This is a genomic window from Labrys miyagiensis, from assembly GCF_030160835.1.
GTDB lineage: Bacteria > Pseudomonadota > Alphaproteobacteria > Rhizobiales > Labraceae > Labrys > Labrys miyagiensis.
In genome coordinates, this window is the sequence record NZ_BSPC01000093.1 from 1 (window position 1) to 26,540 (window position 26,540).

Genomic DNA, 26,540 nt, shown 5'->3' on the forward strand with positions numbered 1-26,540 from the left:
ACAGCTCAGATAGTCGCTCACCTCTATCCTCTCCCCGTAAGAACGGGGCGAGGGGGCGCAATCGTTGCGACTTGTTCTCCGACCGCTCATCTCGCCCAACCGGTTGAGCGAGATGAGGCGTTTCAAGCAGAGCCCTGCCTTCAAAGTCCCCTCGCCCCGTTCTTTACGGGGAGAGGATAGAGGTGAGGGGCAGCACAAGCCTGTGCGGCCGAAGACAGCCTCCACTCACAGCCGCACCCCAAGCGCCGAAGTCCACTTCAGCCCCTCATCCGTATCGCCGCGCGGCTTGTATTCGCAGCCGACCCAGCCGCTATACCCAAGCCGGTCCAGCGCAGTGAAAAAGGCGCGGTAGTCGACCTCGCTGTCGTCGGGCTCGGTACGGCTGGGGACGGCGGCGATCTGGACATGGCCGATCACGCCCCAATGCTGTTCCAGGCGCTCGACCACATGCCCCTCGGTCCGACCGACATGATAGGCGTCGAACATCAGCTTCAGATTGGGCACGCCGGCCGCAGCGGTGATGGCCGCGCCCTCGCCGCTGGTCGAATAGAAATAGCCCGGCCGGTCGTGCTTGTTGAGCGGTTCGAGCAGCAGGGTGAGGTCCGGCGCCTGCTCGGCCGCCCAGGCCAGATTGTCGAGGAATTGTTCCGTTCCCTCGGCCCTCCGTTCCGGCGGCACGTCGCCTGCCATGACATGGATCGAGCGGGCGCCAATGGCATGGGCGTAGGTGGCGGCGCGGCTGAAACCCTCGCGGAAATCCTGCTGGCGGCCGGGCACGGCGGCGAGGCCGAACTCGCCCTTGGCGGCGTCGATGGGCGTATTGATGCCGAGGATTTCGAGGCCGTGCCGCTTATAAGCAGCGCGGAGGTCAGCGGGCGGAACGTCATAGGGCCAGTGGAGTTCGATGGCCTTGAAGCCGGCCGCTGCGGCGGCGTCGATCCGAGCGAGCAGGGGCCGGTCGGGCCAGAGGAACCCGAGATTGGCTGAAAATTTCGGCATGATCATCTCAATTTGGAATTGCGTTCGAGATCGGCGATCTGGCCGGCGTCGAGCAGGCGCACCTTCATGCCACGTGTGAGCAGGACGAGCTTGGCCGTCTCCTCCAGTTCCTCCATGGCGAAGACGGCGCTTTCCAGCGATGGGGCGGAGACGACAGGCCCGTGGTTCTGCAGGAGCACGGCGGCGTGGTCGGGCGCCACCGCATCGATCAGCGGTGCGACCTCGGCAGAGCCGGGGCGCGTGTAGGCCACCACCGGCACCTTGCCGACACGCATCACCACATAGGGCGTGATCGGCGGCACGGCATCGGCGGGATCGACATCGGCGAGGCAGGACAGCGCCGTGGCATAGGTCGAATGCAGATGCACCACGGCCCTCGCATTGGGCCGGTTGCGATAGAAGGCGAAATGCAGCGGCAGCTCCTTGGTGGGCGGATCGCCGCCAACATGCTTGCCTTCCTCATCGAGGATCGACAGACGGTCCGCATCGAGAAAGCCGAGGCAGGAATTGGTAGGCGTGGCGATGAAGCCCTGCTCGGTCCGCGCCGAAAGATTGCCGGAGGAACCGGCCGTGAGACCCCGCTCGAACAGCGACTTGCCCCAGCGCACGATGGCGTCCCGAAGTGCCCGCTCGCTCATGCCGTCCCCACCTGTCGCAGCGCCTTGGCGAAAAAGTCGCGACTGCCGAAATTGCCGCTCTTGAGGGCAAGGCCGAGCGGCCCGCCCCTGTCAGTGACCAGCGCCGGCACGCCGGGATCGATCTCGGCGCCGATGCGCAGATCGCTCACCGCAAGCGCCTCCACCACGGCGCCCGAGGTCTCGCCGCCGCCGACCACGATGCGATGCGTGCCGGCATCGGCCAGGAGACGCGCGACATCACCGAAGAAATGCTCGATGGCGCCGGCAGTCTCGGCCTTGCCATGCGCCTGCTGGGCGCCGGCAACGGAGGCGGGATCGGCGGTGGAATAGACGATCGGCGCCACACCCGCCTGCTGGCGCTCGCGCACCCAGCCCGCCGCTACCTGCGCTGTCATGTGGCCGGAGAGGAGGTCCGCCGGACCGATCCGCAAGCCTTCCCCACCGTCGAGATAAGCCGCGACCTGCTGCTGCGACGCGATGGAGCAGGAACCGCACAGCACCACGCCGGCCCCCTGGGCGACCGGCAGTTCCGCGGCGCGGTCGGCCAGCAGGCTTTCGGCCCGGAAATTGGCCGGCAGGCCCAGGGCGATGCCGGAACCGCCGGTGACCAGCCGGTGGCCGGCGATGGCCTTGCCGAGGATCATGAGATCGCCATCCTCGACGGCATCGGCCACGACCAGACGCCGCCCCGCGGCCGCTTCTGCCGCGAAGGCCTGGGCGAGCGCAGCGCCGCCCTCATGCACCAGCCCGAGCGGCACATGGCCGACCTTGCCCTTCACCTGGTAACCCAGCCAGCGCCGGATATCAGCATCGGTCATCGGCGTGAGCGGATGCTTCTCCATGCCCGATTCGTTCAGCAGCCGGTCGCCGACGAAGAGATGGCCCATGAACAGCCGCCGGCCCGTCCTCGGAAAGGCCGGGCAGACCACCGCCACCTCGGCGCCGGTGAGATCAAGCAGCGCCTCCGCCACCGGACCGATATTGCCCTCGCGGGTGGAATCGAAGGTGGAGCAATATTTGAAGACGAGCTGGCGGCAGCCCTGGTCGAGCAGCCAGCTCGCGGCCTCCAGCGATTGGCGCACGGCATCCGCAACCGCGATCGACCGCGTCTTCAGGGCGACCACGCCCGCCTCGCAATCGCCCGGCGCCGTACCGGAGGGCGTGCCGACGAACTGGATCGTCTGCATGCCGCCCCTCGCGAGCGTGTTCGCAAGGTCGCTGGCGCCGGTGAAATCGTCGGCTACCGCTCCCAAAAGCATTGTGTCTCCCTGACGAACCGTGAGCGGTCCTGCCGATTATCCGCGTCTTTCCCAGAACACCATGCCGTCGAACTTGAAGGCCTGTTCGCCATGCTGGTTCAGCGCCGAACTCTGCATGGAGACGATGCCCCATTCCGGCCGCGAGGCGCTTTCCTTCTTTGCCGTGATCTCGACGCTGTAGCGCAGCGTGTCGCCCGGACGCACGGGCTTGGCCCAAACCATGTTGCGGAAGCCTGGCGAGGGGCCGAGCTTGACCACCGGCTTGCCGAGCATCCGCGCCCGCGCCACTTCGGTCTCCTGATGCGCCACCATGAGCTTCATCCAGATCGCCGCGACCTGCCAGCCCGAGGCGATCAGACCGCCATAGAGGCTCGCCTCGGCGGCGGCCTCATCGACATGAAAGCGCTGCGGGTCGTAGTCGCGGGCGAAACGCTTGATGTTCTCTGCCGAGAAAGTGAAGGCGCCGATCTCATCGATATCGCCGATGGCAAGATCCTCGAAATATTTCATGGCGCCTGTCTCCGGCCGAACATGATGGAGCAGACCTGCGTGGCTACCACGGCCTTCTCGTCCGCGATCAGCTCGAACAGGAACTTGACGAAGCCGAGTTCCGGCCGGCTCTTCGAGGTCCGAGCTTCCAGCGCGGTACGCCGGACGCTCAGCGTGACATCGGGCCGCAGCGGGGCAAGCCATTTCACCTCGTCGATCCCTGGCGCGCCCATCGAGGTGGAGTTCGACAGGAAACCATCGCAGTTGAGGCGCATCAGGATGGCGCAGGCATGCCAGCCCGAGGCGGCAAGCCCACTGAGCAGGGTGTCCTTCGCCGCTTCCTCATCGAGATGAAAGGGCTGGGGGTCGTATTCGCGGGCAAAGGCCAGGATGGCCTCGCGCGTCAGCTTGTAGGAACCATAGGTGACGACTTCACCGACTGGAAAATCTTCAAAATGGAGCAATGCATCGGTCATGGCCTCAGATTGAACCGATTGCACCGCTCACGGCAAGAGCTTCATATTTGTCGAGAAAGCCTTCGACCGGCAGGGCTCGGAAATCCGGCAGGGCGGCGCGCAAAGTTTCATGCGGCCAGTTCCACCAGGCCAGAGCCTCCAGGCGCGCCGCGGCGCCCCTCCCGAAGCGCTGCCGGATCGGCTTCGCTGGATTGCCGCCGACGATCATATAGGCCTCCACGTCCTTGGTGACGACGGCGCCCGCCCCGACCACGGCGCCGGTGGCGATGCGCCGTCCCGGCAGGATGACGGCGCCATGGCCGATCCAGACATCGTGGCCGATGGTCACGCCATGGCTGCGGCGCCAGGCGAAGAACGCCTCCTCGTCGCTCTCGCCTTCGAAATAGGCCGAGGCACGATAGGTGAAATGCGCCTGGCTGGCGCGCTGCATCGGATGGTTGCCGGGATTGATGCGGGTATGGGCCGCGATGGAGGTGAAGCGGCCGATCTGCGCATAGGCGATGTTGGCGTCGTTGACGACATAGGAATAGTCGCCGAGCTCGACCTCCAGGAGGCTGGTGCGCGCGCCGACCTCCGTATAGCGACCCAGGCGGCTTGCCTTTACGGTGGCGCTGGGATCGATGAGCGGCGTGGGGCTGAGCTTGGTCACCGGCGCAAACTCCACTTGCTGGAAAGACCGGTCCCTTCCCACCGCCCGGCGACATTTCGATGACACATGCTGAAGCCCAGCCTCGTATGTCCCCCAAGCTGCAATCAAAAAATAATTGCAATCCAAGATTGTGACACGTCCCGTATGGGCATGGTCATGGAAGCGTCATTCAAACGCCATCCCGCTGTAATCGGGCAGGGGTACCGACTGGCATGCTGCAAATGCGAAGGGGCGTTTCCATGCTGGCAATCGAAGGCGTTTCCCGGCGTTTTGGCGGCAAGGCCGCCGTTTCCAACGTCAATCTGGAAATCGCGCCCGGGGCCTTCATCGGCGTGATCGGCCGTTCCGGAGCCGGCAAATCAACCCTGCTGCGCATGCTGAACCGTCTTGTCGATCCGAGCGAAGGCAAGATCGTCTTCGATGGCGTCGATGTCACCGCGCTGCGCGGCCAGGCCCTGCGTGACTGGCGCGCCCGCTGCGCCATGATCTTCCAGCAGTTCCACCTCATCGGCCGCCTCGACGTGCTCACCAATGTGCTGATGGGCCGTCTCAACAAGGTTTCGACCGCCAGCGCCGTGCTGCAGCTGTGGAGCAAGGAGGACAAGGCGCTGGCCCTGTCCGCGCTCGAGCAGTTCGACATCGCCAGTCTCGCCGCCCAGCGCGCCGACAGCCTGTCAGGCGGTCAGCAGCAGCGCGTGGCCATCGCCCGCGCCTTGGTGCAGGAGCCCTCGATCATCCTGGCCGACGAGCCGATCGCTTCGCTCGACCCGCGCAACACCAAGGTGGTGATGGATGCGCTGCTGCGTATCAACAAGCATTTCGGCATCACCGTGATCTGCAACCTGCATTCGCTCGATCTCGCCCGCTCCTATTGCGACCGCTTGGTCGGCATGGCGGCGGGCCAGGTCGTGTTCGACGATGTGCCCGCCGCCCTCACCGCAGAAGCCGCCCGCGAGCTTTACGGCCTGGAGGCCGGCGAGGTGATGGATAGCGAAACCGAAGCGAATTGGGCCGGCCAAACCAGCCCAGCCGGCGCCGCCGCCTGAGACGGGCAGCGCGCTCCACCCGAAGTAACCACAAGCGTTACCGACAAGACGTCAGATCTCGACAGGAGAGAACCATGCTTTCGCGCCGTACGTTGCTCGGCCTTGCCGCCGCGGCTCTCAGCTTCACCGCCACCGCGTCCTACGCCCAGGACTGGAAGGCCCAGTATCCGGAACTGACGCTCGCCGTCATCCCGGCTGAAAACGCCTCCACCACGGCCGACCGCTACCAGCCGCTGGCCGACTACATCGCCAAGCAGGTCGGCGTTCCCGTCAAGCTCAACATCGCCAACGACTATGCCGCGGTGATCGAAGCCCAGCGCGCCGGCTTTGCCCAGATCGCCTTCTATGGCCCGGCCTCCTATGCCCGCGCCGTGATCACCGGCGTCGCCACCGAACCGGTCGCCGTCTCGCGTCACAACAACGGCCTGACCGGCTACTACTCCGTGATCTATGTGAAGGCCGAGAGCCCCTACAAGACGGTTGCCGACCTCAAGGGCAAGAAGCTCGCCCTCGTCGACCCCAACTCGACCTCCGGCAACAATGCCCCGCGCTTCGGCCTGCACAAGGATGGCATCGACATCGACAGCTTCTTCGGCTCCAACTTCTATGCCGGCAGCCATGACAACGCCGTCCTTGCGCTCGCCCAGGGCACGGCCGACGCCGCCGCCAACAGCTGGAACTCGGAAGACGATTCCAACCTCACCCGCATGCTGAACCGCGGCATCCTCAAGAAGGATGACGGCACCCCGATGACCAAGGCCGACTTCCGCGTCATCTACAAGACGGCCTTCCTGCCGGAGGGACCCTATGCCGTGCTCTCTTCGCTCCCCGACGATCTGAAGAAGAAGATCGCCACGGCGCTGACCGACTATTCGAAGAACGATAAGGCCGATTTCGACAAGCTTTCCGACGGCAAGGATATCGAGCTCGCCCCGATCTCCGCCAAGGACTACCAGCCGATCGTCGACATGGTGAAGTTCAACGACAGCCTGAACAAGAGCCAGTAAGCAGGGCTTCTCTTCCTGGGAGCGCGGACGTCCTCGTCCGCTCTTGGAAACGATATGTTCCATGACAAAGGAAGAGTGGACGAGGACGTCCGCGCTCCCGGGAAAAACACTTTGCCGGCAATCAACAACCTTCCTGACGGCCAGTCGCACGCCCTACTTGCCGCCTACCAGGCCGCATCCGCGCTCAGGCGGCGCAGGATCTGGCTGGGCTTCATCGTCGCCATCGCCTGCTTTGCGCTCTCGCTCCACATCGCCGATGTCAGGCCCTATGTGCTGTGGACGCATATCGGCAATTTTGGCGGCTATGTCGGCCGCATGCTGCCCGTCCTTCGGCTCGACCACCTCTTCCCGGATATCGCCGCCTGGTTCTGGGGTTTCAAGCGATGGGTGGCCCTGCTCGGCGATACGCTGCTAATCGCCTATTTCGGCACGGTCGCCGGCGCGATCGGCGCCTTTCTGCTCTGCTTCACCGCGTCCGCGAACCTGATGCCGAGCTGGGTGCTGCGCGAGACGGTGCGGCGCCTGTTCGAATTCTGCCGCTCGGTGCCCGACCTCGTCTTTGCGATGATCTTTCTCGTCGCCTTCAAATCGGGGCCGATGGCGGGCGGCCTTGCGCTCGCGGTGCATACCATCGGCGCCCTCGGCAAATTGTTCGCGGAAGTGGTCGAAAACATCGACATGAAGCCGGTGGAAGGCACCACCGCCACCGGAGCCTCCTGGATCGAGACGGTGCGCTTTGCCGTGCTGCCGCAAGTGCTGCAGAGCTTTGCCTCCTACACGCTGCTGCGCTTCGAGATCAATGTGCGCAGCGCCACAGTGATGGCCTTCGTCGGCGCCGGCGGCATCAGCCAGGAACTGCTGACGGCGATCCGCACCTATCGGACGGGCGATCCCAGCGCGATCCTGCTCCTGATGATCGGCACCGTCTTCCTCATCGACATGATCAGCGAACAATTGCGCCATAGGCTGGCCGGCATGGAGAAGGAGCCATGAGCGACAGCCCCCTGCGCCAGCGCGATCTTTCCGCCATCGCGGCGCGCCATCCCGCTTATTTCCAGTCCTCCTGGCGTGGACGCGCGCTCACGGCCAGCATTGTCGCCGCCATGCTTGCCCTGCTTGTCGTGGCCATGGTGCGGCTCGAATTCACGCCCGAGCGCTTCTTCAGCGGCATCAGCCGCCTCGGCAACTTCACCGTGTTGATGTTCCCGCCCAATTCCGAGGGCAAATTCTGGTTCTTCGTCCAGGCGCTGGGGGAGACGCTCGCCATCGCCTTCGCCGGCACGCTGATCGCGGCGCTGCTGGCGGCGCCCATCGCCTTCCTCGCAGCGATCAATGTCGTCCCCAACCCCTTCGCGCATTTCACCGCGCGCCGGGGCCTCGACGTGATCCGGGCGATCGACGTGCTGATCTGGGCGCTAGCCTGGGTGAGCGTGGTCGGCCTTGGCCCCTTCGCTGGCGTGCTCGCCATCATCTGCGTCGATTTCGGCGGCTTGGGCAAACTGTTCTCCGAAGCCATCGAGGCCACAGACACCAAGGCGAGCGAAGGCGTGATCTCCGCCGGCGGCAGCCAGCTCCACCGCATCCGCTTCGCGCTGCTCCCGCAGGTGCTGCCGGTGATGGCGAGCCAGACGCTCTATTTCTTCGAATCCAATGTCCGCTCGGCCACCGTGCTCGGCATTGTCGGCGCAGGCGGCGTCGGCCAATATCTCCAGGAATTGCTGCGCGTGCTCGGCCTGCCGCCGCTCTGCGTGCTGATCATCATGATCCTGGTCACTGTGGCTGTGATCGACCGCATTTCCTCGCGGCTGCGTCTGGCCATCATCGGCCAGCCTCAGAAGCGCTGAGGGGGGCGGGTCTCCAGAGCCTGACCGAAAAGTCGACGGTACCTCGACTTTTTGTCATTACCGGGCTTGTCCCGGCAATCCAGGGAAGCGCAAACGTCGGAAATGCGGAGTCTGGATACCCGGGACAAGCCCGGGCATGACAAAATCTGCGTCTCTCTCCGCTTCTTCACAACTTTTGAGTCAGGCTTTTCAGACCCGCCTGATCCCCCGCGGTGGCGAGAAAGGCGGGTCTGAAGACCCGCCCCCCAATCTCACCCCGCCAACCCGAACCTCTCGTCGAAGGCGCGCCCGCCTGTGGGGCTGAAGGTGATCACGCGGCCCTTCTCGCGCCGCGCCCATTTCTGGTCGATCACCCAGTCGAGCAGCCTTGCGCCAAGCGCGCCACCGAGATGGCTGCGGCGCTCGCTCCAGTCGAGGCAGCGGCGGCAGAGCGGGCGGCGCGCCCTGGCCATGGCGTCGATCTCGAGGCCGAGGCCGGAGAAGAAGCGCTTTCCCTCCGATGTCACGGCGGGCGCTTCCTCGTCGGTCACCAGCCCCTGGCAGATGAAGCCGTCCAGCAGCGCGACCCCGCGTTCGCCGGCGAGATGGTCGTAGCAGATCCTGGCAGTGCGCATGGCCGCATCGCGCGGGCCCGTGCGCACGCGCACCGCGCCGGTGCGCTGGGCAAGGCCCATCAGCCCCTCCAGCACCTGCGCGACATCGGGGCCGGAAAGGCGGAAATAGCGGTGCCGCCCCTGCTTTTCCGCCGTAAGCAGGCCGGCGGCGTCGAGCTTGGCCAAGTGCCCGCTGGCGGTCTGCAGCGTTACACCGGCGGCTTCCGACAATTCGCTGACCGTGAGCGCGCGCCCATCCATCAGCGCCGTCAGCATGTTGGCGCGGGCCGGGTCGCCCATCAGGGCGGCGACCGAAGCGATAACGGGTCCATCCTTCATACTACGATCTTAGCCGAACCATGCGCGTGCGGCAATCGGCTAGGGTTCCGCTATCGCAATGCCAATCGAGAGGAACCCGGCATGATCACCTGCTTCATCCGCTACGAGATCGATCCCTTCAAGGTGGATGCCTTCGAGGAATATGCCCACAACTGGGGCCAGATCATCCCGCGCTGCGGCGCCGATCTCATCGGCTACTACGCGCCGCATGAGGGCTCGGCCACCACGGCCTATGGCGTCTACAACATCGAGAATCTCGCGGCCTACGAGGCCTACCGGGCGCGCTTGCGCAACACGCCGGAAGGACAGGCCAACTACGCTTTCTCCAAGCGCGAGGGCTTCATCCGCCAAGAGGAGCGCATCTTCCTGCGCCAGACCTCCGCGCCACACGCGCCATTGGTGAAGGCGTAATCGGGGGGGCGGGTCTTCAGACCCGCCCGTCAGATACACAGGGCATGCGGCTCTGAAGAGCCGCCCCCCAAATCTCAACCGCCTACGGCGTCCGACGTGCACTTCTTCACGAAGCTGGTCTTGGCAGCGCCGGCGAGCTTCTTGGTGGCCGCCTGCGCTTCGCAGGCGCTGGCCGCATCCTTGGCGCATTTCTTGGTGAAGCTGGTCATGGCCGCGCCCGCCAGCTTCTTGTCGGTTGCCTGCACTTTGCAGCTGGCATCGGCCAGAGCAGCGGAAGTCACGCCGATAACGAGGCAGGACGAGACGAGTGCGATCGAAAGCAGACGGGTCATGATGATTCTCCCTGGAGCCCCTTGGGAATGATGCGCCGATTGCGCCGTACGGTCGAGGCGGATTCTCCATTGGGACTTTCGTCTCAACAGGTGATCGTTTAAGAGCAGGCCCTCACGTCGGACATAAGCCATGAACAAGCATTCCAGCCTTCGGAGCGCTTCCGATCTGGAAGCCAAGGGCCTCATCGCGCCGGCAGAGCGCATCGGCATCGAGGAGGTGGCGCGCCGCTTCTCGGTGGCGATCACACCGGCCATGGCGGATCTCATCGGCGGGCCACCGACGGAGGATCCGCTCGCCGCGCAATTCGTGCCAGATCAGCGGGAGCTGGTGTTCAGCGCCGAGGAGCTTGCTGATCCCATCGGCGACGAAGCCTTTTCGCCGGTCCCCGGCATCGTACACCGCTATCCCGATCGCGTGCTGCTGAAGCCGCTGCATGTCTGCCCGGTCTATTGCCGCTTCTGCTTCCGGCGCGAGATGGTGGGGCCGGAGGGCGAGAACCTGACCAACGCCGAGCTCGAGACGGCACTCGCCTATATTGCCGGCAATCCCGCCATCTTCGAGGTGATCGTCACGGGCGGAGACCCCTTCGCCCTCTCGCCACGGCGTATCAGGGGGATCGTCGAGGCGCTCTCGGCCGTCGGGCATGTCGGCGTGATCCGCTTCCACACCCGCGTGCCCGTGGTGGCGCCGGAACGCGTCACCACCGAACTGGTGGAGAGCCTTGGCAGCGACAAGGCCGTCTTCGTCGCTCTGCACACCAACCATGTGCGCGAGCTGACACCAGCCGCCCGCGAGGCCTGCACCAAGCTGGTGAAGGCGGGTATCGCCATGGTGAGCCAGAGCGTGTTGCTGCGCGGTGTCAACGACACGCCGGAGGCGCTGACGGCGCTTTTCCGCGCCCTGCTCACCCTGCGCATCAAGCCCTATTACCTCCATCACGGCGACCTCGCCAAGGGCACCGGCCATTTCCGCACAAGCATCGCGGAGGGGCAGGCCCTGATGCGCGAACTGCGCGGCAACCTCACCGGGCTGGGCCAGCCGACCTATGTGCTCGACATCCCTGGCGGCCACGGCAAGGTGCCGATCGGGCCGGGTTATCTGGAGAAGACGCAAGAGGGGTATGTCGTGACCGATCCGCAGGGTGGTACGCACGCTTATCGGGGGTGAGCGCGGAGGGGCGATCACCGATCGCCCTTTTCCTTGCCGTCAAACGCAACGTTTCAAGAATGTCGATCGGTGATCGACACTCCATTTCGCTTCCCTCAGCTCTGCAGCACGATCTCCGCGCGATCCGCGGCGAAGACGCCCCTGGTGGCCTGGATGGGCACGCCGTCGAGATCGACATTGATGCTGTCGACCACCATCACCGGCCGTCCTGGGGCGATGTCCAGGCCGGTGGCTTCCTCGGGCGAGGCGAAGCGGGCGCTGACCCTGGTTTCCCGGCGCTTGTAGTCATCGACCCCGTAGGCGGCAAAGGACGGCGTAACGGCTCCGAAGCGGCGATAGGCGGCCTCGAAGCCGGCAAAGCGCGGCAAGGGAAAGTGGGAGTGGCCGATGGCGATCGGCACGCCGTCGGCAAGCCGCGCCGTGTGCAGCCTGAGGACTAGACTGCCGGGCGGTATCGCCAGCAGGCCGGCAATGCGCGCATCGGCTTCGATCTCCGCCGCATCGAGAACGACACCACCGGGTTCGCGGCCCTCCTGCGCCATGTTCTGGCTGAAGCGGGTGCGCGTACCGATGGGATAGGCGAGGCGCGCCGCCTCCACGAAGGTGCCCCGCCCCTGCGCCGTGCGCACCAGCCCCTTGTCGGCGAGTTCGGCCAACGCCCGGCGCACCGTATGGCGGTTGACCGTGAAGCGCGTCGCCAACACCGCCTCGGTCGGCAATTGGCCGCCTGGCGCCAGTAGACCACCGGCGATCTCCGCTTCCAGATGATCGGCGATCTTGCGCCAGGCGGCGATACCGTCGCCGCGGTTGGCAAAAAATTCCTGAGCCGGAGCCGGTTTTGTCATGGCATCGTTGCAGAGTTGGTCATATAGTTGTCTATATCACTAGACAACATCATCGCAAAGCTCGAATCCGGCTTCGTCATGAATGAAACCTCTCCCGCTATCCACCGCCAGGTCCAGACCAGCCTGAAGGCCCGTCAGGCCACGATGCGGCTATGCGCCCACGCCTCCCGCGCGGAGCTCGACCAGGCCCTCGCCGGCCTCGCGCCATTGCCGACCCACGCCCCGTTGCGCCCGGCCCAGACGGGGCTCGTGATGCTGCAGGGGCGGATCGGTGGGGACGGCGCGCCGTTCAATCTCGGCGAAGCCAGCGCCTCGCGCGCCGCCATACGCCTCGCAAGCGGCGAAATCGGCTTCGCCTACCATCTCGGCCGCGACCTCGCCAAGGCCAATGCTGCCGCTCTGCTCGATGCACTCTGGCAGGACGAGGGCCGGCGCGAGGCGGTGAGCAGAGCTTTGCAACCGGTCGCCGCCCGCCTCGAAGCAGAAGCGGCGACAACGACGCGGCAGACGGCGGCCACGAAGGTCAATTTCTTCACCATGGTCCGGGGAGAGGATTGATGACCGATCTCGCTCCCGGCTTCGCCGACGCCGCTCTCGACTCGCAGGCCGTGTTCCGTGCCTGCATGAACGCCCTCGCCCGCCCGGCTTCGCCGCAGCCTCTCGCCACGGAGCTGGTGCCGCCCGCCCTGTTGACGCCGGAATTGGCGGCCCTCGCCTTGGCCCTGGCCGACCATGAAGCGCCGCTGTGGCTGGATGCGGCGCTGCGGACGGAGCCAGCGGTGCGGCGCTACCTCGCCTTCCACACCGGCGCCCGCTTCGTCGACGATCCGGCCGAGGCTGCATTTGCGCTTATCAGCGATGCTGCCGCCTGCCCGCCTTTCGAGCGGTTTGCGCTGGGAAGCGACGAATATCCCGATCGCTCGACCACGCTGCTGATTGCGGTCAACCGATTGGAAGCGGCCGAGGAATTCGCCTTCACCGGCCCCGGCATCAAGGAGCGCATCGGCCTCAGCATCGCCCCGCTGCCATCAGGCTTCCGGGAGCAGCTCCGCGCCAATGCCGCACTCTTCCCGCGCGGGGTCGATCTCATCTTCACGGCGCCGGGGCGCATCGCCGCCTTGCCGCGCTCGTCCCAGCTGATTGGGGAGGTTTGAATGTACGTCGCGGTGAAGGGTGGCGAAGAGGCCATCGACAACGCCCATCGCCTGCTCGGCCATATCAGGCGCGGTGACACCGGCATCCCCGAACTCACGCCGGACCAGATCCGCGAGCAGCTTGCGCTCGGCGTCGATCGCGTGATGGCGGAAGGCTCGCTCTATGACCGCGACCTCGCGGCGCTCGCCATCAAGCAGGCGCGCGGCGATCTCGTCGAGGCGATTTTCCTGGTGCGCGCCTATCGCACCACGCTGCCGCGCTTCGGTCATGGCGTGCCGCTCGACACCGACGTCATGGCGATCCGCCGGCGCATTTCCGCCACCTTCAAGGACCTGCCCGGCGGCCAGATCCTCGGGCCTACTTTCGACTACACCCACCGCCTGATCGATTTCCTGCTGGAAGCGGGCGGCGAGGTCGAGGCGCCGGAAGAAAAGCCCGCCACCGGCGAGAAGACACCGCGCGTCAGCGATCTCCTCGGCGGCGAAGGCCTGATCGAGCGCAATGCCGCCCCCGACGATGGCAAGCCGGTAGGCGACATGACGCGCGAGCCGCTGGAATTTCCCGCCGACCGCGACCTGCGCCTGCAGTCGCTGGCGCGGGGCGACGAAGGCTTCCTGCTCTCGCTCGCCTATTCCACCCAGCGCGGCTATGGCCGCACCCATCCCTTCGTCGGCGAGATCCGCCTCGGCGAGGTCGAGGTGGAGTTCGTGCCCGAGGAGCTCGGCTTTGCCGTGCCAATGGGGGCGATCACAGTAACGGAATGCCAGATGGTCAACCAGTTCGCCGGCTCGGCGGAGGCGCCGCCGCAGTTCACCCGGGGCTACGGCCTCGTCTTCGGCCAGGCCGAGCGCAAGGCGATGTCGATGGCGCTGGTCGATCGTTCGCTGCGGGCGCGCGAATTCGGCGAGGAAGCGAGGTCGCCGGCACAGGACGAGGAATTCGTGATGTCCCATTGCGACAACGTACAGGCCACCGGCTTTGTCGAGCATCTGAAGCTGCCGCATTACGTCGACTTCCAGGCCGAGCTCGACCTGGTGCGGCGCCTGCGGGCGGAGCACGCCGAACGGCGGGCGAAGGTCGGGGAGGATGTGGCATGAGCGGGACAGACAGCCATCCCGTGCGCGGTGCAGCGCGGAGCGATGCGCCGCAGACACGGGACCGTCCGACGAATGAGGCTCATCCTGCATACGGTCCCGGCTCTGCGCTACGCTCCGGCCGGGATGACACCTCGCCCGGCTACAACTTCGCCTATCTCGACGAGCAGACCAAGCGCATGATCCGCCGGGCGATCCTGAAGGCGATCGCCATTCCCGGCTACCAGGTGCCCTTCGCCTCGCGCGAGATGCCGATGCCCTATGGCTGGGGCACCGGCGGCGTGCAGGTGACGGCGGCGGTGATCGGCCCGGACGATGTGCTCAAGGTCATCGACCAGGGCGCCGACGACACCACCAATGCCGTCTCCATCCGCCGCTTCTTCGCCAAGACTGCCGGCGTCGCCACCACGACTTCCACAGAAGAGGCGACCATCATCCAGACGCGTCACCGCGTGCCGGAAGCCAGGCTGAAGCCCGATCAGATCCTCGTCTATCAGGTGCCGATCCCCGAGCCCCTGCGCTTCCTGGAGCCGCGCGAGACCGAGACGCGCAAGCTGCATGCGCTCGCCGATTACGGCCTCATGCATGTGAAGCTTTATGAGGACATCGCCCGCCACGGCCATATCGCCACCACCTATGCCTATCCGGTCGAGGTTGCTGGGCGCTATGTCATGGACCCCTCGCCGACGCCGAAATTCGACAATCCGAAGATCGACAATTGCGAGGCGCTGCAGCTCTTCGGGGCCGGCCGGGAGAAGCGCATCTATGCCGTGCCGCCGCACACCAGGGTGAGGAGCCTCGATTTCGAGGACCACCCCTTCACGGTGCAGAAATTCAAGCAGCCTTGTGCCCTTTGCGCAGCCGAGGGCGTCTATCTCGACGAGGTCGTGCTCGATGACCGCGGCGGGCGCATGTTCGTCTGCTCGGATACGGATTACTGCGAGAAGCGCCGTGCGGACGGCCACAAGGGAGCCATGCTGGGCGAGGCACCCCTGCTGGGAGCGCGGACGTCCCCGTCCGCTCTTCCTTCGTCGTCGAGCGAAACGTTTCCAAGAGCGGACGAGGACGTCCGCGCTCCCAGGGAGGCTGCGCCATGAGCGACACCCCCCTCCTCCAGGCCCGCGGCCTCGCCAAGCATTACGGCCTGCGTCTCGGCTGCGCCGACGTTTCCTTCGACCTCTATGAGGGCGAGGTTCTCGCCGTCGTCGGCGAGTCCGGCTCCGGCAAGTCCACGCTGCTGAGCCTGCTCTCCAGCGAGCTCGAGCCGACCTCGGGCCAGGTGCATTACCGGATGCGCGACGGCGAGACGCGCGACCTCTTCTCGCTCAGCGAGGCCGAGCGGCGCTTCCTGCTGCGCACCGACTGGGGCTTCGTGCGCCAGGATGCCCGCGAGGGCCTGCGCATGGGCGTCTCGGCCGGCGCCAATGTCGGCGAGCGGCTGATGGCTGTCGGCGCCCGGCATTATGGCGATATTCGCGCGGCGGCGCTCGACTGGCTTGGCCGCGTCGAGATTGAGGCCAACCGCATCGACGACCGGCCGACCAGTTTTTCCGGCGGCATGCGTCAGCGCCTGCAGATCGCCCGCAACCTGGTGACCAAGCCGCGCCTGGTCTTCATGGACGAGCCAACCTCCGGCCTCGACGTCTCCGTGCAGGCCCGCCTGCTCGACCTCCTGCGCGGTCTGGTGGCGGATCTCGGCATCGCCGTGATCATCGTCACGCATGACCTGTCTGTCGCACGGCTGTTATCGCACCGGATCATGGTGATGAAGCAGGGCCGCGTGATCGAGACTGGCCTGACCGATCAGGTCCTCGACGACCCGCACGAGGCCTATACGCAGCTTCTGGTTTCTTCGGTGCTTGCGGCATGACCACTCCCATCCTCACCCTCGAAGGCGTCTCCAAAAGCTTTACCCTGCATCTGCAGGGCGGCCTGAGCATCGGCGTAATGCAGGATGTCGGCTTTTCCGTCGCACCCGGCGAATGCCTGGTGCTGGGCGGGCCCTCGGGCGCCGGCAAGTCCTCGATCCTCAAGATGATCTACGGCAATTATCGCTGTGATGTCGGCTCGATCCGGCTGCAGGATGGCGACGCGGTCGTGGATGTCGCCACCGCCGAGCCCAGGCGCATCCTTGCCCTGCGCAAGCACACCATGGGCTATGTCAGCCAATTCCTGCGTGTCATCCCCCGCGTGCCGGCGCTTGCCATCGTGGTCGATGCCGCCCGCGAGACAGGGCTCGACGAGGCACAGGCGATCGCTCGCGCCAAGCGCCTGCTCAGCCTGCTCAACGTGCCCGAGCGGCTGTGGGGCCTACCACCAGCCACCTTCTCCGGCGGCGAGCAGCAGCGCGTCAACATCGCCCGCGGTCTCGCGCCCGACCGCCCGCTCCTGCTCCTCGACGAGCCCACCGCCTCGCTCGATGCGGCCAACCGGGCTGTGGTGGTCGATCTCATTTCCGAGAAAAAAACGGCCGGTGTCGCAATTGTGGGCATTTTTCATGATGAAGATGTTCGCGAGAAAGTTGCGGACCGAATCGTCGACGTCACCCGTTTTTCGCCTGCCCAAGCTGCTGCCTGACTGTATCGACCCAATTGGACCTGACCTATGCCGGACCTTGATCAATTCCTCCTCACCAACGCCCGCCTCGTCCTGGCCGACGGGGTGATCGAAAAGGGGTGGCTCGCCGTCGACAAGGGCGAGATCGCCGATCTCGGCGAGGGCGATGCTCCCGAGAAGGGCCTGGACATGGGCGGCGACTATCTGCTGCCGGGCCTGATCGAGCTGCATACCGACCATCTGGAAGCTCATTATACGCCCCGCCCTTCGGTGCGCTGGCATACGCTGAGCGCGGTGATGGCCTATGACGCCCAGATCGCCAGCGCCGGCATCACCACCGTGTTCGACTCGATCCGCCTCGGCTCCGCCGCCCTGGAAAGCACGATCGCAAGCGAGGGCCGGCAGCTTGCCGACGCGCTCGAAGAAGCGCGGCAGGGCGGGCATCTGCGCGTCGAGCACCGCACGCATCTGCGCTGCGAACTCGCGACCCATGATGTCGTCACCGACTTCGACTATTTTCGTGAGACCTATCCGATCCACATGATCTCGCTGATGGATCACACGCCCGGTCAGCGCCAGTTCCAGAATCTCGACCAGTGGCTAAAGTTCTACATGCCGCGCCGGGTGCGAGGCGATGCCGATGTCGAGGAGTTCATCCAGACCAAGCTGGCGAAACACCAGCAATACGCCGCCTTCAGCCGCACCAGCCTGGTCAAGTCGGCGCGCGAGCACGGCATCGTCATCGCCAGCCATGACGATGCCACTGCCGGTCATGTCGAGGAAGCGGTGGCCGACGGCGTCGCCATCGCCGAGTTCCCCACCACGCTGGAAGCCGCCCTCGCCTCGCATAAGGCCGGCATCAGAGTGATGATGGGCGCGCCCAATGTCGTGCGCGGCGGCTCGCATTCCGGCAACATCGCCGCAGCCGATCTTGCCAGGGAGGGCGTGCTCGACATCCTCTCTTCCGACTACGTGCCGGCCTCGCTCCTGCTCGCCGCCTTCCAGTTGCCGGAACGCGTCGATGGCATCGATCTTGCCGCCGCCATACGCATGGTCAGCGACACGCCGGCCAAGGCCACGGGGCTCGACGATCGCGGCCGGTTGGAGAAGGGCCGCCGCGCCGACATCGTGCGCGTGATCCAGGCGGGCACCACGCCGATCATCCGCCGCGTCTGGCGCCAGGGCCGGATCGCGGCATGAGCACCGAAGAGAAGGTTCCCTTCGCGCCGGTGCCTAGCCACGGCAAGCTCATCGCCATTGTCGGGCCGAGCGGCGCCGGCAAGGACACGCTGATCGATGCCGCGCGCGCCGAATTCGCCGAACATCCCGGCCTCGTCTTCCCCCGCCGGATCATCACTCGCGAGAGCTCCTCGGCCGAGGATCACGACACGCTGTCCGAAGCCGAATTCGCCAGGATCGAGGCCGAGGGCGGCTTCTCGCTCTCCTGGCGCGCGCATGGGCTGAGCTACGCTTTGCCCCGCGAGGTGCGCAGCGCCACCGAACGCGGCATCCATGCCGTCTGCAACCTCTCGCGTTCGAGCCTGTCGGAGGCGCGCGAGCGCTTCCGGGTGAATGTCGTGCTGGTCACCGCGCCAGCCGAGGTCATCGCCCAAAGGCTGGCGGCACGCGGGCGCGAAAGCGCCGAGGTGATTCGCGCCCGCCTCGCCCGCAAGGTCGACCGCGAGGACGCGCTTCATCCCGATCTCATCATCACCAATGACGGGCCGGTCGAAGCCGCTGTCGACCGGCTGCTGGCGCATCTGCGGGCAGAGCTGTCGAGCAGCGGGCGCCAGGCGGCGGAGTAATCAGATCCGCGCCTCGGTGGGCCGGTCTTCAGACCGGCACGGAAACGCCTCGCCGGCAGGAAGAGTCGGCCTTGGGAAATTTCTTGTCCCAACCGTCGAAGTTCCATGCCGGTCTGAAGACCGGCACACCATTCGGGGCCGCACTCGGCCCTGAACTGCCTTGCCAGCAGAACAAACCCGCTTAGCTCGAAAGCGTCGCCACCGAACCGCGAAAATCGAGCTGGCACTGCACTTCCAGGGACCGCGGCGGATCGGCGGGGTTGGCGAGACGGGCGATCATCTGCTTCCAGGCCGCCTCCGCGATCTGGTCGATGGGCTGGATCACGGCGGCGATGGGGGGATGCGTCACCTGCATCCATTCGACGTCATCGAAGCCCACCACGGAGAGGTCCGCAGGCACCACCAGGCCTCGGCGCTCCACCTCGCGCAGGATCGCCATGGTCGCCGGGCCCAGCAGGGCGAAGGCAGCGCTCGGCAGCTTGCCCTTGTCGAAACGAGCGACCATCGCCTCGGTCGCCGTGCCGACATCGGGCCCGCACTGCACCACCTCGATCCTGTCGGCAATGCCGGCTTCCTGCGCGGCCATCATCACGCCTGCCAGGCGGTCGCGCATATTGGTGCGTTCGAGCGTGGCGGTGGCGATCATGATACGCTTGTGACCCATGGCCACGAGTTCACGGATGACGGCGGCGCTCGCCTCGATATTGTCGACATTGACCTTGTCGAAGCTGCTCTCATCCGGCACGCGGTCAAGCAGGACGGTAGCGACCTTCTGGTCGAGGATGGAGGTCTCCGCCGCCAGGCGGGCTTCGGTCGGCACCACGATCAGGCCGGCCACGCGCCAGTCGAGCAAGGCTTCGATCTGAGCGGCCTCGCGCTCCACCTTCTCGGCGCTGCTCACCGCCACCAGGCGGTAGCCGCTGCCCTCGGCCAGACGCTCGAAGGAAGCGACCATGGAACCGAAGAAGGGGTTGCGGAAGTCCGGCACCACCAATCCAATGATGGAGCGGCGCGAACGGCGCAGATTGGCGGCCAGCGGATCGACGCGGAAGCCGAGTTCGCGCACCGCGGCATGAATGCGAGCAACGCTCTCCGCCTTCACGGCACCAAGGCCGCGAAGCACCTTGGAGACGGTGGCGGGTGATACGTTGGCGAGCCTGGCGACATCGTGAATCGTCGGCCGTTCGCCAGTTGATCTTCGCTGCGGCTCGTCTGGGGCCATTGTTTCCTGCCTCTGTCACGAACAAGGCCGTGTGACCAGCATAACACAAATAAATCGGTTTTTTCGTTCGTGCACAACAAGGGTGCCGAAAAAAGCAAAGCCCGCTACATGCTACCATCAGGGAACATATAGCCGGATCTTACAACTTTTGATTGTAATCGCACGATGCCTCACGTCGCAAAGCGAAAATGCAGGACATCGCCATCGGCGACGACATAATCCTTGCCTTCGAGCCGGAACTTGCCGGCCTCCTTGGCGCCGCTCTCGCCGTTCAGGGTGACGTAGTCGCCATAGGCGATGGTCTCCGAACGAATGAAGCCCTTCTCGAAATCCGAATGGATGACACCGGCCGCCTGCGGCGCCCGCATGCCCTGGGTGATGGTCCAGGCACGCGCCTCCTTGGGGCCGACGGTGAAATAGGTCACCAGGCTGAGGAGCTCGTAGCCCGTGCGGATGACACGGTTGAGGCCCGGTTCCTCCAGCCCAATCGCCTCGAGATAATCCTTCTGCTCCTCGGGCGGCAGCACGGCGATCTCGCTCTCGATCTTGGCGGAGACGACCACGGCCTTGGCGCCCTCCTCCGCGGCGCGAGCCTTGACCTTGTCGGAGAAGGCATTGCCCTTGTCGGCCGAGGCTTCCTCGACATTGCAGACATAGAGCACGGGCTTGGCGGTGAGCAGCTGCAGCATGTCGAAAGCGCGGCGCTCTTCCGGCCGGACCTCGACCAGACGCGCGGGCTTGCCCTCGCGCAGCAGCACCAAGGCGCGATTGACCAGTTCGAGCGTCTCCTTGGCTTCCTTGTCGCCGCCGGTCTTGGCCTTCTTCTCCAGCGCCGTAACGCGGCGCTCCAGGCTGTCGAGATCGGCGATCATCAATTCGGTTTCGATGGTCTCGATATCGGCGACCGGATCGATCTTGCCTTCGACATGGGTGACGTCGCCGTCCTCGAAGCAGCGCACGACATGGGCGATGGCGTCGCATTCGCGGATATTGCCGAGGAACTGGTTGCCGAGGCCCTCGCCCTTCGAGGCGCCGCGCACCAGGCCGGCGATGTCGACGAAGGTGAGGCGCGTCGGAATGATGTTGGCCGATTTGGCGATGGCCGCCAGCTTGTCCAGCCGCTCATCGGGCACGGCAACATCGCCGACATTCGGCTCTATGGTGCAGAAGGGATAATTTGCCGCCTGCGCCGCCGCCGTCTGCGTCAGCGCGTTGAACAGGGTCGACTTGCCGACATTGGGCAGGCCGACGATACCGCATTTGAAACCCATGGCTCTCGCTCGTTCATCAGGGGCCGGGGCGTCCTCGCCTCCGGTAAAATTGTTATGCGCTGGGTAGATAGGAAGGGGCGCGGCGTCAATGCCGGAAGACGGGGCGGGTCTTCAGACCCGCCTGAAAAGACAGCGTCACCCGAAAAAGGCCGGATCTGAAGATCCGCCCCCCGATCAAGCCCCCGCCAGCTTCGCGGCGCCGTGCCCGCGCCCCTCCATGAACAGGTGCACCTTGTTCTGGAAGCTCGCATCCTCGCCATCGGCGAGGAGCGGTGCGGCATCGGCGCAAGCCGTGCAGAGATCCTCGACCCAGGGCCACTCCGCCTTGGCGAAATCGGCCAGCACGAAATGCAGCACCAGCGCCTTGTCGCCGGGATGGCCGATGCCGAGCCGAATGCGGCGATAATCATTGCCGCAATGGGCGGTGATCGAGCGCAGGCCGTTATGCCCGGCATTGCCGCCGCCAACCTTCACCCGCATCTTGGCGGGAGCCAGATCGAGCTCGTCATGGAAGACGGAGATGTCGGGAAGGCCGATCTTGTAGAAGCGCATGGCCTCTCCCACCGACTGGCCGCTCTCGTTCATATAGGTCTGGGGCTTGAGCAGCATCACCCGCTCATTGCCGATGGTGCCCTCGCTCACCTGGCCCTGGAAGCGCGAACGCCAGGGCGCGAAGCGATGGCGCCGTGCGATCTCATCGATGGCGAGGAAACCGATATTGTGCCGGTTGCCGGCATATTTGGCGCCCGGATTGCCGAGCCCGACGAACAGACGCATGGCAGGACTCAATCAGCGGATAGCAGACCTGTTGTTTGAAATGGAAATGGCCGGGACAAGCCCGGCCACTCCAGAAACGGCAGACAGGCCGGATTACTTCTTGGCAGCCGGCGCAGCGGCAGCGACGGGTGCAGCGGCGGGCTCCGCAGCAGCAGGAGCGGCTTCCTCGCCAGCCGGCGGCAGGATCGAGACGAGGGTCGCATCGTCCTGGCCGACATAGGAAACGCCTTCCGGCAGCGTGATCTGCGAGATATGCACGGAATCGTTGATCGCGAGCGTGGAGACATCGACGTCGATCGCATCGGGGATCTTGTCGGCCGGCGCCAGAACCGTCAGCGCGTGGGTCACGACGTTGACCGAACCACCGAGCTTCACGCCGGGGGAGGCGGCAACGTTGATGGCATGGACCGGGATTTCAACGCGCAGGCGCGAACCGGCATCGATGCGCAGGAAGTCGACATGCTCGACGGTGTCCTTCACCGGGTCGAGCGCGTAGTCGCGCGGAATGGCGCGGGTCTTCTTGCCGTCGACCTCGATCTCGAACACGGTGGTGAGAAAGTGGCCGGCATAGACGAGAAGGTTGGTCGCCTTGGAGTCGAGCGCGATGGAAACGGGGGGCTTGCCGGCACCGTAGATCACGGCCGGCACTTTTCCTTCACGACGAACGGCACGCGCGGCCCCCTTGCCCACTTGCGTACGCGCCGTGGCGGAAATCTGCTTCACGGACATCTGGATATTCCTTGGTAGGATCAAATAAAAAGGCCGCGCATGCGGCCGGTTCGGCTGTCCCGCATTGCCTCCAGGGGTGTCTGGTCGCGGGACGGGGTCTCATAGCCCTAACGCTCGCAAAATGCAAATGGTCTGGCGACGAGAAACTGGGAGCGCGGACATCTTGTCCGCCGCTTCCTTTCCAGCACACGCGACGTTTCCAAGATGCGGACAGGATGTCCGCGCTCCCAGTCAGTGCCCGTCGAACGACATCAGCGTATGCACGGGCACGCCGAGCGCCCGGATCTTGTCCGCGCCTTTCAGCGCCGGCAGGTCGATCACGAAGACGGCCGCGATCACATCCGCTCCGATCTCGCGCAGCAGCTTCACGGCCGCTTCCGCCGTACCGCCGGTGGCGACGAGATCATCGACCAGGATGACCTTCTCGCCCGGCTTCACCGCATCCTTGTGCACTTCCATCTCGTCGAGGCCATATTCGAGCGAATAGGCGATGCGCACCGTCGCAGACGGCAGCTTGCCCTTCTTGCGCACGGGCACAAAGCCGGCCGAAAGCTGGTGGGCCAGGGCTCCGCCGAGGATGAAGCCGCGTGCCTCGATGCCCGCCACCTTGTCGATCTTCGAGCCGGCCCAGGGCTGCACCAGTTCGTCGACCGCACGCCGGAAGGCCCAGGCATCGCCAAGCAAAGTGGTGATGTCCCGGAACTCGATGCCTGGCCTGGGATAATCGGGAATGGTGCGGATGGCATCCTTGAGGATGCGGGCGATCGGGCTGGTCATGGCGCCTTCCTAAAGCGTTTTGCGATCTGACGGAATCGCCAAGAATCGCAAAGACGCGTCGAAACTAAGAGCTAATGAATAGAGCGTTTTCGCTCAATCGCGCTTTGCTCCGGGATACGTCTCTTCGATGCACGATTCCGGCGCGGTTGCAAACCTTGGGAATGATCAGGTTGTGCCGAACCGCAAAACCCCGAACGAAAGCGGCCGGAGCATTCACTCCGGCCGCTTTGTTCATCACGATATCGATCGGCCATCAGTGGGCGTCAGCCCAGACCTTCTTCTTGGTGTACCAGAGCAGTCCGGAGAGCACGATCAGGAAGATCAAGACCTTGAGGCCGTTCTGCTTGCGCTCGACCAGCGTCGGATCCCCAGCCCAGGCCAGGAACGCCGCGACGTCCTTGGTGTACTGGTCGATGGTCTGCGGCGCGCCGTCGGTGTATTCCACCTGGCCGTCCTGGATCGGCTTGGCCATGGCAATCGAGTGGGCCTCGAAGACCTTGTTGTAATGCAGGCCCTCCGGCACCTTGAAGGGGGCCACGATTTTCTTGCCCGGATTGTTCGGATCATCCGTTGCAATCAACGGCGGCTTCTCGCCCTTGGCTTCGTCGAGATAGCCATCGGTGATCAGCGCATGGATATAGTCCGGCCCCTGCTCCTGATACTGCGTGAATACGTCGAAGATGAACCAGGGGAATCCTGATTTCGCGCCGCGCGCCTTGGCGAGCAGCGACATATCCGGCGGAATGGCGCCGTTGTTGGCAGCACGCGCGGCGTCATCGTTCGGGAACACCAGCGGGAAATAGTCCGCCGGACGGCCGGGACGGTCGACAGGCTGTCCCTTGTCGTCGAAATCGGCGATCGAATAGGTCGCAGCGAGGGCCTTGACCTGGCCTTCGGTGAACTCGGGACCGCCTGGGTCGGAAAGGTTGCGGAAGGCCACGCGATGCAGGCTGTGGCAGGCGGAGCAGACTTCCTTGTAGACCTTGAAGCCACGCTGCAGCTGTTCCGGGTCGAACTTGCCGAGAGGGCCCGCGAAGCTCCAGCTTTGCTTCGGCGGATACATGACCGGCGGCGTTTCCGGGATATTGCTGTCGTCCTGCGCAGACGCCGGAACCGCATAGCCGGCGACCATCGTGAGGGCTGCCAGCGCGAGGCCGAAACGGACCAGACGCGGTGAGGGTTTGAACATCCGAATCATTGCAGTTCCACCCTCAGCCGTTGAGTTGCGGAGCGGGATCTCCGCTTGATTTCGCCAGGATCGCATCCGCGATGGACGCGGGTACCGGCTTTGTCTGCTCGAACAGCCCCAGGAGAGGCAGAACGATGATGAAGTAAGAGAAATAGAGGGCGGTCAACACGCGGCCAACCGTCAGCAGAACGCCCTGCGGCGGCTGCGAGCCGACCCAGCCAAGGCCGAGGCAAACGGCCACGAAGATAAAGAACACCCACTTGAACACCGGGCGATAGACCGCCGAGCGCACCTTGGAGGTGTCGAGCCAGGGCAGCAATGCCAGCATGGCGATGGAGCCGAACATCATGATGACGCCGAGCAGCTTGTCCGGGATCGAACGCAGGATGGCGTAGAAGGGCAGGAAGTACCATTCGGGCACGATCTCGGCCGGGGTCTGCGCCGGGTTGAACGGCACATAGTTCACGGGATCGCCGAGATAATCGGGGATGTAGAACACGAAATACATGTAGAGGATGAGGAAGAGGGCAGTGCCGGTGGCATCCTTCAGCGTCGCATAGGGCGTGAAGGCGACCGAGTCCTTCTCCGTCTTGATGTCGACGCCGGCCGGGTTGTTCTGGCCCACCACATGCAGCGCCCACACATGCAGGACCACGACGCCCGCGATCATGAAGGGCAGGAGGTAATGCAGCGAGAAGAAGCGGTTGAGCGTCGGATTGCCGACGGCATAGCCGCCCCACAGCCAGGTCACGATAGTATCGCCAACCACGGGAATGGCCGAGAACAGGTTGGTGATCACGGTGGCGCCCCAGCCGGACATCTGGCCCCAGGGCAGCACATAGCCCATGAATCCGGTGGCCATCATCAGGAGGAAGATCACCACGCCGAGCAGCCAGAGCACCTCGCGCGGGCCCTTGTAGGAGCCGTAATACATGCCGCGGGCGATATGCAGATACACCGCGATAAAGAACATCGAGGCGCCGTTGGCATGCAGCTTCTGGATCATCCAGCCCCAGTTCACGTCACGGCGGATAAGATCGACCGACGTGAAGGCGAGCTTGGCGTCCGGCACGTAATGCATGGCCAGCACGACGCCGGTCAGGATCTGCGCACCCAGCATGAACGACAGGATGGCGCCGAAGGTCCACATATAGTTGAGGTTGCGCGGCGTAGGATAGGCGATGAAGGAGGAATGAACCAGTGCGCCAAGCGGCAGGCGGCTTTCGAACCACTGTCCGAGGGCGCTTTTCGGGGTCCAGGTCGAGGATCCGCTCATGAAATGTGACCTTAAGCTTTGGGGGTCGAATCGGATTCGGCGCCGATGATGATCTTGCTCGCGCTCTCGAAACTGTAGGGCGGGACGGCAAGATTAAGCGGGGCAGGCCCCTGGCGAATGCGGCCGGACGTATCGTAGACCGAGCCGTGGCAGGGGCAGAACCAGCCGTGATAGGGCCCCTCATTGATGAGCGGGATGCAGCCCAGATGCGTGCAGATGCCGATGACGATAAGCCACTGCTCGTCACCCTTCTTCACGCGCTCGGCGTCCGTTTGCGGGTCACGGAGCGAGGAAATGTCGACATTGTCGGCCGCCGCGATTTCTTCCTTGGTGCGATGGCGCACGTAGATCGGCTTGCCGCGCCAGAACACCTTGACATTCCCACCTTCTGGAATCGGCGCCAGATCGACCTCGACAGGGACACCGGCAGCGATGGTCGCCTTGTCAGGCTGCATCTGGTCGATGAAAGGCCAAACGGCACTGGCGACACCCACAGCACCGACCGCGCCGGTAGCAATGTAAATGAAATCGCGACGAGTGGGCTCTGCGGCGTTTTCGCTCGTGGTTGCCACGGATCGATCCTTCTTATACGTC

General features: G+C 65.0%; 29 protein-coding genes and 1 pseudogene. 14 read left to right on the forward strand and 16 right to left on the reverse strand.

The genetic code is table 11. The features are described 5' to 3' along the window. Window positions 1-225: 225 nt before the first annotated feature. The 6 genes from QQL24_RS34580 to QQL24_RS34605 are packed head-to-tail and all read right to left on the reverse strand — an operon-like array spanning window position 226 to window position 4,510. A complete protein-coding gene (locus QQL24_RS34580; protein WP_284316869.1) occupies window positions 226-999 on the reverse strand; it encodes a hydroxypyruvate isomerase family protein in 774 nt (257 codons plus the stop codon). Window positions 1,000-1,001: 2 nt separating this feature from the next. Next, on the reverse strand, window positions 1,002-1,637 hold the full coding sequence (gene otnC / locus QQL24_RS34585) for a 3-oxo-tetronate 4-phosphate decarboxylase (RefSeq protein WP_284316870.1): 636 nt from the start codon (window positions 1,635-1,637) through the stop codon (window positions 1,002-1,004). Then, on the reverse strand, window positions 1,634-2,896 hold the full coding sequence (gene otnK, locus QQL24_RS34590; protein ID WP_284316871.1) for a 3-oxo-tetronate kinase: 1,263 nt from the start codon (window positions 2,894-2,896) through the stop codon (window positions 1,634-1,636). Before otnK ends, otnC begins: the two co-directional genes overlap by 4 nt. Before the next feature lie 36 nt (window positions 2,897-2,932). After that, complete coding sequence (locus tag QQL24_RS34595) at window positions 2,933-3,406, reverse strand: MaoC family dehydratase (protein WP_284316872.1); 474 nt, start codon at window positions 3,404-3,406, stop codon at window positions 2,933-2,935. Then, a complete protein-coding gene (locus QQL24_RS34600; RefSeq protein ID WP_284316873.1) occupies window positions 3,403-3,861 on the reverse strand; it encodes a MaoC family dehydratase in 459 nt (152 codons plus the stop codon). The genes QQL24_RS34595 and QQL24_RS34600 overlap by 4 nt, the downstream gene beginning before the upstream one ends. A 4-nt stretch (window positions 3,862-3,865) precedes the next feature. Continuing rightward, window positions 3,866-4,510 (reverse strand): LbetaH domain-containing protein, encoded by a 645-nt coding sequence (locus QQL24_RS34605; RefSeq protein ID WP_284316874.1) that lies wholly within the window; start codon window positions 4,508-4,510, stop codon window positions 3,866-3,868. 239 nt (window positions 4,511-4,749) lie between these two features. On the opposite strand from QQL24_RS34605, the gene phnC reads away from it, so the two are divergent. The 4 genes from phnC to phnE (QQL24_RS34625) all read left to right on the forward strand — a co-directional run bounded on the left by phnC (window position 4,750) and on the right by phnE (QQL24_RS34625) (window position 8,407). Beyond that, on the forward strand, window positions 4,750-5,556 hold the full coding sequence (phnC, locus tag QQL24_RS34610) for a phosphonate ABC transporter ATP-binding protein (protein WP_284316875.1): 807 nt from the start codon (window positions 4,750-4,752) through the stop codon (window positions 5,554-5,556). A gap of 74 nt (window positions 5,557-5,630) precedes the next feature. Further along, a complete protein-coding gene (gene phnD / locus QQL24_RS34615; RefSeq protein WP_284316876.1) occupies window positions 5,631-6,563 on the forward strand; it encodes a phosphonate ABC transporter substrate-binding protein in 933 nt (310 codons plus the stop codon). A gap of 111 nt (window positions 6,564-6,674) precedes the next feature. After that, entirely contained in the window at window positions 6,675-7,556 is an 882-nt protein-coding gene (phnE, locus tag QQL24_RS34620) for a phosphonate ABC transporter, permease protein PhnE (protein ID WP_284316877.1), read from the forward strand. After that, a complete protein-coding gene (phnE, locus tag QQL24_RS34625; RefSeq protein ID WP_284316878.1) occupies window positions 7,553-8,407 on the forward strand; it encodes a phosphonate ABC transporter, permease protein PhnE in 855 nt (284 codons plus the stop codon). Before phnE (QQL24_RS34620) ends, phnE (QQL24_RS34625) begins: the two co-directional genes overlap by 4 nt. Before the next feature lie 251 nt (window positions 8,408-8,658). Here the strand turns inward: phnE (QQL24_RS34625) and QQL24_RS34630 are convergent, their stop codons facing one another. Next, window positions 8,659-9,339 carry an ArsR/SmtB family transcription factor gene (locus QQL24_RS34630; RefSeq protein WP_284316879.1) on the reverse strand — a complete coding sequence of 227 codons (681 nt, stop codon included), beginning with the start codon at window positions 9,337-9,339 and terminating at the stop codon, window positions 8,659-8,661. An 81-nt stretch (window positions 9,340-9,420) separates the two neighbouring features. Here QQL24_RS34630 and QQL24_RS34635 point away from each other — a divergent pair, with 81 nt between their 5' ends. Next, complete coding sequence (locus tag QQL24_RS34635) at window positions 9,421-9,750, forward strand: NIPSNAP family protein (RefSeq protein ID WP_284316880.1); 330 nt, start codon at window positions 9,421-9,423, stop codon at window positions 9,748-9,750. 74 nt (window positions 9,751-9,824) lie between these two features. On the opposite strand, the gene QQL24_RS34640 is transcribed toward QQL24_RS34635, so the two are convergent. Further along, entirely contained in the window at window positions 9,825-10,082 is a 258-nt protein-coding gene (locus QQL24_RS34640; RefSeq protein ID WP_284316881.1) for a hypothetical protein, read from the reverse strand. 130 nt (window positions 10,083-10,212) lie between these two features. On the opposite strand from QQL24_RS34640, the gene QQL24_RS34645 reads away from it, so the two are divergent. Beyond that, entirely contained in the window at window positions 10,213-11,250 is a 1,038-nt protein-coding gene (locus QQL24_RS34645; protein ID WP_284316882.1) for a lysine-2,3-aminomutase-like protein, read from the forward strand. A gap of 95 nt (window positions 11,251-11,345) precedes the next feature. On the opposite strand, the gene phnF is transcribed toward QQL24_RS34645, so the two are convergent. Next, window positions 11,346-12,095, reverse strand: a complete 750-nt coding sequence (gene phnF / locus QQL24_RS34650; RefSeq protein WP_284316883.1) for a phosphonate metabolism transcriptional regulator PhnF — start codon at window positions 12,093-12,095, stop codon at window positions 11,346-11,348. A 78-nt stretch (window positions 12,096-12,173) separates the two neighbouring features. On the opposite strand from phnF, the gene phnG reads away from it, so the two are divergent. The 8 genes from phnG (at window position 12,174) to phnN (ending at window position 18,705) form a co-directional block, all read left to right on the forward strand. After that, window positions 12,174-12,653, forward strand: coding sequence for a phosphonate C-P lyase system protein PhnG (gene phnG, locus QQL24_RS34655; RefSeq protein WP_284316934.1), 480 nt, complete (start codon window positions 12,174-12,176; stop codon window positions 12,651-12,653). Continuing rightward, complete coding sequence (gene phnH / locus QQL24_RS34660) at window positions 12,653-13,249, forward strand: phosphonate C-P lyase system protein PhnH (protein ID WP_284316884.1); 597 nt, start codon at window positions 12,653-12,655, stop codon at window positions 13,247-13,249. The genes phnG and phnH overlap by 1 nt, the downstream gene beginning before the upstream one ends. Continuing rightward, on the forward strand, window positions 13,250-14,347 hold the full coding sequence (locus QQL24_RS34665; RefSeq protein WP_284316885.1) for a carbon-phosphorus lyase complex subunit: 1,098 nt from the start codon (window positions 13,250-13,252) through the stop codon (window positions 14,345-14,347). A gap of 176 nt (window positions 14,348-14,523) precedes the next feature. Beyond that, window positions 14,524-15,441: an alpha-D-ribose 1-methylphosphonate 5-phosphate C-P-lyase PhnJ gene (locus QQL24_RS34670; protein WP_431310810.1), complete on the forward strand. Its 918-nt coding sequence runs from the start codon at window positions 14,524-14,526 to the stop codon at window positions 15,439-15,441. Next, the gene (gene phnK, locus QQL24_RS34675) at window positions 15,438-16,214 is read left to right on the forward strand and encodes a phosphonate C-P lyase system protein PhnK (RefSeq protein ID WP_284316887.1); all 777 of its coding nucleotides are present in this window, start codon (window positions 15,438-15,440) and stop codon (window positions 16,212-16,214) included. Before QQL24_RS34670 ends, phnK begins: the two co-directional genes overlap by 4 nt. Next, window positions 16,211-16,921, forward strand: a complete 711-nt coding sequence (gene phnL, locus QQL24_RS34680) for a phosphonate C-P lyase system protein PhnL (RefSeq protein ID WP_284316888.1) — start codon at window positions 16,211-16,213, stop codon at window positions 16,919-16,921. The genes phnK and phnL overlap by 4 nt, the downstream gene beginning before the upstream one ends. A gap of 27 nt (window positions 16,922-16,948) precedes the next feature. Next, entirely contained in the window at window positions 16,949-18,100 is a 1,152-nt protein-coding gene (locus QQL24_RS34685; protein WP_284316889.1) for an alpha-D-ribose 1-methylphosphonate 5-triphosphate diphosphatase, read from the forward strand. Next, a complete protein-coding gene (gene phnN, locus QQL24_RS34690; RefSeq protein WP_284316890.1) occupies window positions 18,097-18,705 on the forward strand; it encodes a phosphonate metabolism protein/1,5-bisphosphokinase (PRPP-forming) PhnN in 609 nt (202 codons plus the stop codon). Before QQL24_RS34685 ends, phnN begins: the two co-directional genes overlap by 4 nt. 181 nt (window positions 18,706-18,886) lie before the next feature. Here phnN and QQL24_RS34695 read toward each other — a convergent pair whose 3' ends face one another. From QQL24_RS34695 to petA, 7 genes and pseudogenes are all read right to left on the reverse strand, one after another. Next, complete coding sequence (locus QQL24_RS34695; RefSeq protein WP_284316891.1) at window positions 18,887-19,927, reverse strand: LacI family DNA-binding transcriptional regulator; 1,041 nt, start codon at window positions 19,925-19,927, stop codon at window positions 18,887-18,889. A gap of 170 nt (window positions 19,928-20,097) precedes the next feature. Beyond that, on the reverse strand, window positions 20,098-21,198 hold the full coding sequence (gene ychF / locus QQL24_RS34700; RefSeq protein ID WP_284316892.1) for a redox-regulated ATPase YchF: 1,101 nt from the start codon (window positions 21,196-21,198) through the stop codon (window positions 20,098-20,100). A gap of 174 nt (window positions 21,199-21,372) precedes the next feature. Beyond that, complete coding sequence (pth, locus tag QQL24_RS34705; RefSeq protein WP_284316893.1) at window positions 21,373-21,975, reverse strand: aminoacyl-tRNA hydrolase; 603 nt, start codon at window positions 21,973-21,975, stop codon at window positions 21,373-21,375. A gap of 93 nt (window positions 21,976-22,068) precedes the next feature. After that, on the reverse strand, window positions 22,069-22,704 hold the full coding sequence (locus QQL24_RS34710) for a 50S ribosomal protein L25/general stress protein Ctc (RefSeq protein WP_284316894.1): 636 nt from the start codon (window positions 22,702-22,704) through the stop codon (window positions 22,069-22,071). Between the two features lie 231 nt (window positions 22,705-22,935). Then, a complete protein-coding gene (locus tag QQL24_RS34715; RefSeq protein WP_284316895.1) occupies window positions 22,936-23,481 on the reverse strand; it encodes an adenine phosphoribosyltransferase in 546 nt (181 codons plus the stop codon). Between the two features lie 253 nt (window positions 23,482-23,734). Then, a pseudogene (locus QQL24_RS34720) lies at window positions 23,735-25,946 on the reverse strand (cytochrome c1). An 11-nt stretch (window positions 25,947-25,957) separates the two neighbouring features. Further along, entirely contained in the window at window positions 25,958-26,518 is a 561-nt protein-coding gene (gene petA / locus QQL24_RS34725) for a ubiquinol-cytochrome c reductase iron-sulfur subunit (protein WP_284316896.1), read from the reverse strand. Window positions 26,519-26,540 lie beyond the last annotated feature (22 nt).